Annotated in this window: 10 protein-coding genes and 2 tRNA genes; 4 read left to right on the forward strand and 8 right to left on the reverse strand. The window is 37.3% G+C overall.

Going from position 1 to position 10,402, the window contains the following annotated elements:
• Window positions 1-138 precede the first annotated feature (138 nt).
• Window positions 139-387, forward strand: coding sequence for a hypothetical protein (locus ACNQGG_RS14515; protein WP_417965128.1), 249 nt, complete (start codon window positions 139-141; stop codon window positions 385-387).
• 50 nt (window positions 388-437) lie between these two features.
• On the opposite strand, the gene der is transcribed toward ACNQGG_RS14515, so the two are convergent.
• Both der and era read right to left on the reverse strand, forming a co-directional pair.
• Window positions 438-1,748 carry a ribosome biogenesis GTPase Der gene (gene der, locus ACNQGG_RS14520; RefSeq protein WP_039109002.1) on the reverse strand — a complete coding sequence of 437 codons (1,311 nt, stop codon included), beginning with the start codon at window positions 1,746-1,748 and terminating at the stop codon, window positions 438-440.
• A gap of 213 nt (window positions 1,749-1,961) precedes the next feature.
• The gene (gene era / locus ACNQGG_RS14525; protein WP_416836183.1) at window positions 1,962-2,843 is read right to left on the reverse strand and encodes a GTPase Era; all 882 of its coding nucleotides are present in this window, start codon (window positions 2,841-2,843) and stop codon (window positions 1,962-1,964) included.
• Between the two features lie 117 nt (window positions 2,844-2,960).
• Here era and ACNQGG_RS14530 point away from each other — a divergent pair.
• Window positions 2,961-3,033 (forward strand) — tRNA-Met (locus tag ACNQGG_RS14530).
• 32 nt (window positions 3,034-3,065) lie between these two features.
• Window positions 3,066-3,138: transfer RNA gene (locus ACNQGG_RS14535), tRNA-Met, on the forward strand.
• Window positions 3,139-3,356: 218 nt separating this feature from the next.
• Here ACNQGG_RS14535 and istB read toward each other — a convergent pair.
• The 3 genes from istB to ACNQGG_RS14550 are packed head-to-tail and all read right to left on the reverse strand — an operon-like array spanning window position 3,357 to window position 5,658.
• On the reverse strand, window positions 3,357-4,094 hold the full coding sequence (istB, locus tag ACNQGG_RS14540; RefSeq protein ID WP_417965131.1) for an IS21-like element helper ATPase IstB: 738 nt from the start codon (window positions 4,092-4,094) through the stop codon (window positions 3,357-3,359).
• Between the two features lie 17 nt (window positions 4,095-4,111).
• Window positions 4,112-5,104, reverse strand: coding sequence for a Mu transposase domain-containing protein (locus ACNQGG_RS14545; protein ID WP_417965133.1), 993 nt, complete (start codon window positions 5,102-5,104; stop codon window positions 4,112-4,114).
• The gene (locus tag ACNQGG_RS14550; protein ID WP_417965135.1) at window positions 5,101-5,658 is read right to left on the reverse strand and encodes a hypothetical protein; all 558 of its coding nucleotides are present in this window, start codon (window positions 5,656-5,658) and stop codon (window positions 5,101-5,103) included. Before ACNQGG_RS14550 ends, ACNQGG_RS14545 begins: the two co-directional genes overlap by 4 nt.
• A 59-nt stretch (window positions 5,659-5,717) precedes the next feature.
• On the opposite strand from ACNQGG_RS14550, the gene ACNQGG_RS14555 reads away from it, so the two are divergent.
• Window positions 5,718-5,843 (forward strand): hypothetical protein, encoded by a 126-nt coding sequence (locus tag ACNQGG_RS14555; protein ID WP_417965137.1) that lies wholly within the window; start codon window positions 5,718-5,720, stop codon window positions 5,841-5,843.
• 108 nt (window positions 5,844-5,951) lie between these two features.
• On the opposite strand, the gene ACNQGG_RS14560 is transcribed toward ACNQGG_RS14555, so the two are convergent.
• The 3 genes from ACNQGG_RS14560 to ACNQGG_RS14570 form a co-directional block, all read right to left on the reverse strand.
• On the reverse strand, window positions 5,952-7,892 hold the full coding sequence (locus ACNQGG_RS14560) for an OmpA family protein (RefSeq protein ID WP_417965139.1): 1,941 nt from the start codon (window positions 7,890-7,892) through the stop codon (window positions 5,952-5,954).
• A gap of 11 nt (window positions 7,893-7,903) precedes the next feature.
• Window positions 7,904-8,833: a PorP/SprF family type IX secretion system membrane protein gene (locus ACNQGG_RS14565; protein ID WP_417965141.1), complete on the reverse strand. Its 930-nt coding sequence runs from the start codon at window positions 8,831-8,833 to the stop codon at window positions 7,904-7,906.
• A gap of 51 nt (window positions 8,834-8,884) precedes the next feature.
• Window positions 8,885-10,402 (reverse strand): gliding motility-associated C-terminal domain-containing protein (locus tag ACNQGG_RS14570; protein WP_417965143.1); only part of this gene is annotated, 1,518 nt, incomplete at its 5' end.

Genomic DNA, 10,402 nt, shown 5'->3' on the forward strand with positions numbered 1-10,402 from the left:
GCTATATTTAACTGAACTAAAAATCGCAATAACAAAAAAAATTAATCAATCAGTATTAATAAATATTTAAATATTGATTATGAGCTAATTAACTAATAATTTAACTTTTATGGCGTAACTTTAATAAAAGATATAGCCATGAAAAATTTTGCAATCAAACTCGTGTGGTTTACCACCATTTATGCTTTTGTATTTGCCGGTTTATGTCAAACTAACGTTGCTTTACCGGTTATAATGACCCTGTATTGCATTGGTATACCATTAATCTTGTTTATGGTATACACTGTTCTACATGATGATTACAAAACGGTAAGAACTTTTAAAGATTGGTATGGTGACCATCCAATGGAAACTTTAGAAGAAGACGAAGAAGAAGAAAAACAGTAATATTTATAATAGCTATTTACAAAAAAATCCCGATTACTCGGGATTTTCTCTTATTTTTCTCTGATATAAATATCAATTGGCACTCCTGAAAAGTCCCAGTTTTCTCTAATTTTATTTTCCAGATAACGTTTGTAAGGTTCTTTTACATATTGTGGCATATTGGCAAAAAACACAAATTGTGGTGTTGGTGTTGGCAACTGCATGCAATATTTAATTTTTACATACTTCCCTTTTGTCGCTGGTGGTGGGTATGCTTCAATCACTTTCAACATAAATTCGTTGAATTTTGAAGTCGCAATACGTTGTTGTCTGTTTTCAAAAACCTTTACAGTAGCTTCCAATGCTTTCAATAAACGTTGTTTCGTTAATGCAGAAACAAAAAGAATAGGCACATCGGTAAATGGCATTAATTCTTCTCTGATTTTAGCTTCATAATCACGAGTTGACATCGTTTCTTTTTCGACCAAATCCCATTTGTTCACTAAAATTACAACTCCTTTACGGTTTTTCTCAGCCAACCAAAAAATACTTTGATCCTGACCTTCAAAACCACGGGTGGCATCAATAATCAAAATACAAATATCAGCATGCTCAATTGCACGAACGGAACGCATTACCGAATAAAACTCTAAATCTTCCTTTACTTTCGCTTTACGACGGATTCCTGCCGTATCAACCAAGTTAAATTCGAAACCAAAACGGTCAAATTTTGTATCAATAGAATCCCGGGTAGTTCCCGCAATATCAGTAACTATATATCTGTCTTTACCAATCAACGCATTGATAAAGCTTGATTTTCCAGCATTAGGACGCCCTACAACCGCAAAACGAGGTAATACAACTTCTTCCTGAGTTGGCTCTGGTTTAATAGGAAAAGCATCGATCAACGCATCCAATAAATCCCCTGTTCCACTTCCAGAAATACTGGCAAACGTATAATATTCACCTAAACCAAGGTTGTAAAACTCAATCGCATCTTTCTCACGCATCGCATTATCCACCTTATTTACAGCAAGTAAAACCGGTTTCGTCACTTTACGCAACAATCTCGCAACAGCGTCATCCATTGGTGTAATACCTTCTTCCACATCAACTACAAAAATGATAACATCAGCCTCATCTATAGCAAGTTCTACTTGTTTACGTATTTCACCTTCAAAAACGTCATCCGACCCACGCACGTAACCGCCTGTATCAATTACAGAAAATTCCTTTCCGTTCCATTCGCTTTTTCCGTAGTTTCTATCACGGGTCACTCCCGAAACTGAATCTACAATAGCTTCTCTTCTTTGGATTAATCGATTAAAAAGCGTCGATTTCCCTACGTTTGGCCTTCCTACAATGGCAACAATGTTATTCATAATCCTATTTTCAAATATTTTGCAAAGGTATACTTTTTGTTTAAGCTTTCAACTTTAAAGTTTTAAGGAGCTATTTCCTGCTATCCGCTGTATCTTTTTCTGTCTAAAAAAGCCAGAAAAAGGATGCCGCTCCTATCAGGGCTAGGCATTTCGAGATTAAACAGCTTTTATTTTCAAACGATTAAACAAATAACCGAATAAACAAATCAACTCTTATTGATTATAACCAAAACGCTTCAACATATTCGCGTTGCTTCTCCAGTTTTTATTCACTTTCACCACCAACTCAATATGAATTTGCTTTCCAAAGAATTTCTCTAAATCGACACGCGCTTCCATTCCTACTTTTTTCAAAGCGGCTCCTTTATGACCTATAATGATTCCTTTTTGGGTTTCACGCTCCACCATAATCAAAGAACGGATTCTAATGATGTTTTCATCCTCAAAAAACTCTTCGGTTACAATTTCTACCGCATAAGGAATTTCTTTGCTGTAATTCAACAAGATTTTCTCACGGATCGTTTCATTTACAAAGAAACGTTCCGGTTTATCGGTCAATTGATCTTTCGGGTAATAAGCAGGAGATTCCGGTAATAATGAAATGATTCTTCCAAAAACTTCTGGTACATTAAAATTCTGTAAGGCTGATATTGGAAAAATTTCTGCATTGGGAACTTTCGCAGTCCAGAAAGCCACTTGTTCTTCCAGTTGCGCCTGATTTGAATTATCAATTTTATTCAATAATAATAAAACAGGGATTTTGGCATGAATAATTTTATTAAAAAACGCTTCGTCTTTCAACTCTTGTTCTCCAATTTCCACCATATAAATCAGAACATCAGCATCTTCAAAAGCGGACTTCACAAAATTCATCATTGATTCCTGCATTTCATATGCTGGCTTAATGATTCCAGGTGTATCCGATAAGATCATTTGAAAATCTTCACCGTTTACAATTCCAAGAATTCTATGACGTGTTGTTTGTGCTTTTGAAGTAATAATTGATAATCTTTCTCCAACAAAGGCATTCATTAATGTTGATTTCCCAACATTTGGATTCCCGATGATGTTTACAAAACCTGCTTTATGTGACATTTCTATTATAATTTATTTTGCAAAGGTAGACATATCAAGTCAATAGACGAAATAAAACATTTTTTAAAATTTTAGTTGGAAATACGGAAATTCGTCGTACATTTGCACCCGAAACAACGCGGGATAGAGCAGTAGGCAGCTCGTCGGGCTCATAACCCGAAGGTCACAGGTTCGAGTCCTGTTCCCGCTACTAAGAATTTTATTGAAATTACAAACGCACATCGCGGGATAGAGCAGTAGGCAGCTCGTCGGGCTCATAACCCGAAGGTCACAGGTTCGAGTCCTGTTCCCGCTACTAGAAAAGCTTCAGAGAAATCTGAAGCTTTTCTTTGGCTCTTCGCCTAAATTAATGGAATTGTGTTTTTAGGTATTCCCTGCAAATTCCAGTTATATTGACCACCTGATTCCAATTCAAAATGAGCACCTAATTCCGGAGCAAAATGACCACCTCCATTTTTCATTAAAAACTACTTTTTTTTCATCTGTTAATTAGTATTCAAATATACTTAATAATTAGCCTTTGTTTATCCCTCTTTTCTTTCTCATAGATTCCCCGTGTAATTCGAGTCGGTGGGATTGATGTATCAGTCTATCCAAAATTGCATCAGCTATTGTTTTTTCTCCAATGATATCGTAACAACCTTGCACTGGGATTTGCGATGTCACACTTATAGAACCATTATTATGCCTGTCTTCAATGATTTCTAAAAGGGTAATTCGGTTATGACTATCTAATGCTTGGAGTCCAAAATCGTCCAATATAATAACATCTTGCCTTTCAATTTTGGCAAGTTCTCGCAGGTAAGAACCATCTGCTTTGGCCATTTTTAATTTAGCAAATAGCTTCGAGGTATTAAAATAACTTACTTTAAAACCTTGTATGCAGGCTTGGTAACCCAATGCGGTGCCTAAATAACTTTTACCTACACCGGTACTTCCCGTGATTAAAATGTTTTCATTTTTTTCTACAAATTCACATTCTGCCAGACGCAGTACAGTGTTTCGGTCCAGATTACGGGTTTGGTCAAAATTGATAGTTTCAATGTTTGATTTGTAATGGAATCGGGCATTGGTGATACTGCGTGCAATACGCCGATTGTGCCTTTCATCCCATTCGGCATCAATAAGCATCGATACAAACTCATCGAGTGTGTAATGGTCTGTTTTTCCGCTTTCAATAGCCGTTTTAAAAGCATTATGCATGCCATAAAGCTTCATTTGTTTCATTTTTGTCACTGTGGATTCATTCATGATTATTGGATTTTAATTTAATTATAATACTGTTTTCCTCTGATATTACCGTGAATAGGGAGTTCTTGCTGGGGTTCTTGGTCAAAATCAATATGGTCTAAGTTGTTTTCTAAAATATTTTGAATGGTCTTAAAATTGTAAATCTTATAATCAAGTGCCCGCCTGCAGGCATTTATTAATCGCTCTTTCCCTACCTTTTTCTCGAAGCCCAGTATTCCTAAACAACTCTTATAAGCCTGTTCAGGATGGTTTCTGCTTTGGATGATCTGCATAATATATTCTGCTACTGACTCATCAATGCTACTTGCCCAATCAATAAATCGAACAGGACTCCACTGGGCTACAAATTGATGTGTACTGGCTAAATGCTCTGGGATTGTGGTATAGAGATAAGGTTTGTAATTCCTTGGATGAATGGCTATTCGATTGTATTTATAGTATATCTCTACAGTTGATTTGGTATACAATAGTTTCACTTTTTTCTTTATATATTGATACGGAACACTGTAATAATTTTTGTCTTGACTTAATTGAACATGTCCGTTTTGCATGACTGTTGCAAAGGATTGGTATTTAATTTCAAAGCGTTCTTGTGGTAGTGGGCGGAGTTTTTGTTGCTCATCTTCTAAAAATAATTCTACACGAGAGTAAGGACGTCCTGTGAGTTTTCGACTATTATGAGCATCCAATAAATCCCATATCTGCTGGTTTAATTCTTCCAGAGAAAAGAATTTAATTTCTTTAAGATTTACATAAATCCTTCGATACAATATCTTGACAGCTCCTTCAACCAATGACTTATCTCTTGGTTTATAAGCCCTGGCAGGCAAAATTGTAGTTTGGTAATGCTCGGCTAAATCAGCTAAAGTTTCATTGATAGTAGGTTCAAAACGACTGCTTTTTATCACTGCCGATTTTAAATTATCGGGGACAATTGCCGCAGGAGTGCCTTCAAAAAAACGCATGGCATTTTCTACCGAAGTAACAAAATCTTCTTTTTGCTGGCTCATTGAAGCTTCGGCATAGGTGTATGACTGGCTCCCAATATGGCTACAAAAAACTGTACTTCTTTGATTTCTCCCGTGTCTTTATCAATGAACGAGAGTGTTTTTCCAGCACAATCCACATACATTTTATCACCCGCTTTGTGATTCATGTGCATCACTGGATTGACTCGTTTACCCCATGTTTTGTAATGATGGCCAAATTGTGAGCTCCTGTAGCCATCAGGGTTTACGGCAATATATTGCTCCCACATATGTTGTACTGTAACTCCAACTTTTTTTAGTTCCCGTTCCATTTTAGGAAAAAAATCATGAAGTTTCTGCAATTTGGGGCTAATGGATTCCACTGTAGTGTGTGAAAACAAAAGTTCTAACTCGGCATCTGTTTTTTCGTTAATTACTTCAAAACTTAATCCTAGCACTTCAAATAAAGAAATATACTTCTTTACCGTATTTCTAGAAAGAGATAAGTACTTGCTTATGAATAACTTACTTTTCCCGTTACAATAGAATTTAATTGCTTTTCTAATTTTACTCATGTCTGTTATTTTGCTTGCCATAATCCGTATTTTTTAACGAATGTATGGTGCTAACAACATAAAAAAGTCAGTAGTTTTTAATGCTCAATTTTACCCCAAAATCAGGTGCTCAATTTGAACTGGAAAGTGGTGGTCAGTTTGCTCCGAAACTGGTGGTCAATTTGCACTGGAATAGGGTGGTCAATTTGACCGGTTTTTCCAATTGATGAACAAAAAAGACAAGTAATTTCAGGACAAGACAGTCAATATCACTGGAATTTGCAGCCAGAAACAATAATAAATGATGTTAATTAATTATTCGATTTTTTATTTGTTTAAATCGACGTAATAATAAACTCGCTACGTCTATTGGCTTGATGTTCTGCTTCGGTACATTGCATACCATCGGAACACTTGTTTACAAGTTGAGTTTCTCCGTAGCCTTTAGCAGTTAATCTGCTCGCTTTTATACCATTTTTAACCAACCACGCCATTGTAGATTTGGCTCTTCCATCGGATAATGTATCATTGTACTGTATCGTTTGCCTACTATCGGTATGTGAACGTATATCAATTTTCATATTTGGATATTCTTCCATTACTGCAAGTACTTTGGCTAACTCAAAGGCTGTATCTTTACGGATGAAAGATTTATTCAAATCAAAATAAATTATTGGAATGTCTAAGGTTTTAGCTAAATTTGTTCCTATCCCAATTGGTTTAATACGTTGCTCTAATGCTAAATCCAATTCACTCTTGCCTGATATTTTGGCTATGTTGATGGTTCCTTCCTTGGTTTGGCACTCTTGTTTCTCGGCTCTTACAAAATACGTTTTACCACAAAGTACTTCAAATTTATAGTATCCGTTTTCGTCCGAGATACCTTCTTTTAGTATTTGGAATTTCTCATCAAACAAACTTAACTTGGTATCGGGCAATATCTTGGCTGTTTCCTTATTCGTGATTATTCCCGTCAGGCTTTGCTCACAAGCTAGTTTTCGGGTTTCGGTGAACTTATAAATGTCATCATATCCTTTGCCTCCTTTGCGGTTCGAGGTGAAAAAACCATTTCTGCTTTTGCTATCTATTAAAAAAGCAAAGTCATCATCGGTGCCGTTTATTGGCGCTCCCACATTTTGTATGTCATTAATACTGTTGTCTTTTTCTACTTTGGCTACATAAATATCTAATCCTCCAAGTCCTGTCCTTGCGTCACTGGCAAAATACAGCTCATTTTCATCGCTGATAAATGGAAAAGTTTCTCTACCTTCAGTATTGATTGTTGCTCCTAGATTCTCTGGTGTGCCATAAGTTCCGTCTTGGTTTACGGTTACTTTAAACAAATCGGATTGTCCTAGGGTGCCGGGCATATCCGAGGCAAAGTACAAAGTCTTCTCGTCTAGACTTAACTCCGGATGCGCTACGCTGTAGTTGTCGCTATTGAAAGGTAAGGCTACTACGTCTTCCCAATTACCGTCTTCGTTTAGGATGGCTTTGTATAACTTTAACAAGGTGATGCGTTTGCCATCTTTTCCTTTCTTACCGTCTAAATAGTTGTTTCTAGTAAAGTACATCGTTTTGCCGTCTTGGGTAAAAACGGGGGTCGATTCATGAAACTTGGAGTTTATTCTTTTGCTGAAACGCTCGGGCTGGCTTAGGGTTCCGCTTTGATTTACTTCAGAACTGTATAAATTGGTAAAGGATTGGTTGGTCCATTTGAATACTTTCTTGGAAACTCCACCGGTATCGCGAGCCGAGGCAAATACTAATTTGTTACCTGAAAACGAACTTCCATAATCTGAAAACTCCGAGTTTATTCCCGCATCTGCGATGTTGAAGCGTCCTGAATTGGCCTTGATTTCTTCTAAATAATTTTTATGGCTTACGTAGAGTTGGGCTCTTTTGTCGTTGCCAGCTTTTTTGTTGAACTCCACCAGCATTTTATCGGCTTGACCATAATCTCCTATGGCCTTCAAGCATTGGGAATACCGATAACAGTATTCGGCTTCTTGGTCTTTGTTCATCGCAAAAAGTTCTCCATACCATTTCTCGGCTTTCTCTAACTCGGCATTAAAATAGTATGCATTCCCTAGGTTCTGAAATATTTTTTCGTCCTTATAACCTTTCTGGGCAAGGCGCTCGTAGATAGTAATCGCATCCACATAGGCATAACGGTCGTATTGCTTGTTCGCAGAGGCTACTTTGGCTTTTTGGGCATAGCTTTGCTGCACTGTTACGCTCAAAATAAGGCTGTAAATTATAATATTAATTTTCATAATATGTCGTATTAGAAGAATCTTGGGGAGATGATTTTATTATATTTGTTGAACAATTCGTATCGTAAAAATAGTTCGTGAGAACCTGAATTGTAATTTGATAATCTCGTGGTTTCTAGGTCATAGCCGTAGCCTATAAACCAATTGTCTGTAGCTTGAAATCCTACCATCGCGCTCATCGCCGCACTCCAACGGTAGGCTATTCCTGCCAAAAATTTATCGTTCAACATAAAATTTCCTGAAATGTCCACTTGTAAGGGAGCACTGCCCACCATTTTTGTCAGTATCGACGGCTTGAATTTGATATCTGCCGATAAATCAAATACGTGGCCTACGATTAAATAATAATGATTTTTTTCACTGGCTACGTGGCTGTTGGATCCTGTACCTGCATATCTATCAAAATGTTTAGTTTCCAATAAATTCGGAGCTGATAATCCTATATACGTGTTGTCTGAATGCAAATACAATCCTGCTCCTATGTTGGGTGAAAATTTGTTGTCAATATTCGTGTCAAAACTATAGTCGTTCTTGTCATATTGATTCAACTTGGTGAAATCAATATTCAACAAGTTGGCAGTGGCTTTTAATCCAAAGGATAACTTATAAGTCTCTGAAACGGAAATCGTGTACGAAAAATCAACCGAAATGTTGTTCTCGTCCGATGGCCCTATCTTGTCGTTGATAATCGATACGCCCAATCCTACATTGCTGCCGTTGATGGGCGTATGAATCGATGCCGTATTGGTTACTGGTGCACCATCTAAGCCTACCCACTGTGTACGGTGTAAGGCAAAAATGCTCATCGTTTCTCGTGAGCCTGCATACGCCGGATTGATGTTGATCGTGTTGTACATGTATTGCGTGAACTGTGAGTCTTGCTGGGCGTAACTCGCAACGGACAATAATAGAAAGACTGCTATTTTAAGTGTTGTTCTCATATCTCTTTTTTTAATCCCAAGGGAAAAACTCTCCTTTGGGAATTAATTTTTTTATCTATTTAAATATAAATAACCCGATTTTTCATGTCCTTTCGAATCCGTGTCTTTGTATTTAAAAATATAAAAATACGTACCCGTTGGTAATTCTTCGGATTGTCTAATGGTTACTCTTCCTTCGGAGAGACCTCTAAAGACTCTGTCGTCATTGTTGTATCCTGTTCTTTCAAATACCAATACACCCCAACGGTTGTATATCTCTACTCTATTCTCAGGATAACAATCTAATCCCTCTATTCTAAAGAAATCATTACTACCATCACCATTGGGAGAGATGGCATTAAAAACTTCTATCGCACATTCTAATTTTCCTAAAACAATAGGGTAATCTGGCGTCATATCGACATTTGTTCTACTTACAATTGAGCAATCTGGCGTCATATCGACACTTGTTCTACTTACAATTGAGCCGTTTATTTTACTAACAAATGTGTATGTACATACAGGTGCCGTTCCTGAGAAACTTGAGCCTATTATAGATTTCGTATCGTATTTAACCGACAACACATACTGTGCACCCTTAACTGCATTGCTTATGTGTATTTGTCCTTTTCCTAGGACAGTCTGAGTTCCAGTAGCAACTTTGTTGTATTTAGCATCCCATAAGGTGATTTGATTTTTTTGATTAATTTCAAAAAGAGCAAGTCCTGACTCCGATTTTGTTTCTTCTATATCAACATAGAAATCATTAGATGGTGCTTTTATTGCGGTGTAATAAAACATTTGACCAGGAGTCACATTAGTTACCTTACCATTTTTTGTTGTATAACAAAGTTGTCCAATCAATTTATCTGTAGCACCGCTTATAAAGTCTGAACTTGTAACAGTAGTATGAAAAATTCCAGGGTTTGGTGGAGCTTGTTCTTTTACAACCACATCTACTGTTGCAGCTACTGAACATGGAGATGTTGCGGCTACTGTATAAGTGTAAGTTCCTGCTCCTCCAGAAGTTGCATTCCAGGTTCCTGATTGGTTTCCAGAAATATGTGCGTTCAATAACTCTAATGTTACAGATCCACCAACTACGATACTAAAGTTTGTTGTTGTTCCAGCTATTGGCGCAGCTTGTACGGTTACTGTTACTGTTGCAGTGCCAGTTCCAGTACATGGTGCAGTTGCTGATACAGTATAAGTATAGATTAAACCTGAGTTTGTCCATGTTCCTCCTACATCTTCACCTGTGACAGCAGCATTCAATTGTGCTGTAGTCGGAGTTGCTCCTGAACATACTGTTAAGGTTCCGTCTGTTCCTGCATTTGGTTCTGCTGGCTCTGTGCCTGTTGTTTTCCAAGTACAAGTTGTTGCATCAAAGCTTCTGGTTTCCCAACATGCTAATGCGGTTGTTGGTTCTGCTGGCTCTGTGCCTGTTGTTTTCCAAGTACAAGTTGTTGCATCAAAGCTTCTAGTCTCCCAACATGCTAATGCGGTTGTTGGTTCTGCTGGCTCTGTGCCTGTTGTTTTCCAAGTACAAGTTGTTGCATCAAAGCTTCTGGTTTCCCAACATGCTAATGC

This window comes from Flavobacterium esculini, from assembly GCF_048284325.1.
Taxonomy (GTDB): domain Bacteria; phylum Bacteroidota; class Bacteroidia; order Flavobacteriales; family Flavobacteriaceae; genus Flavobacterium.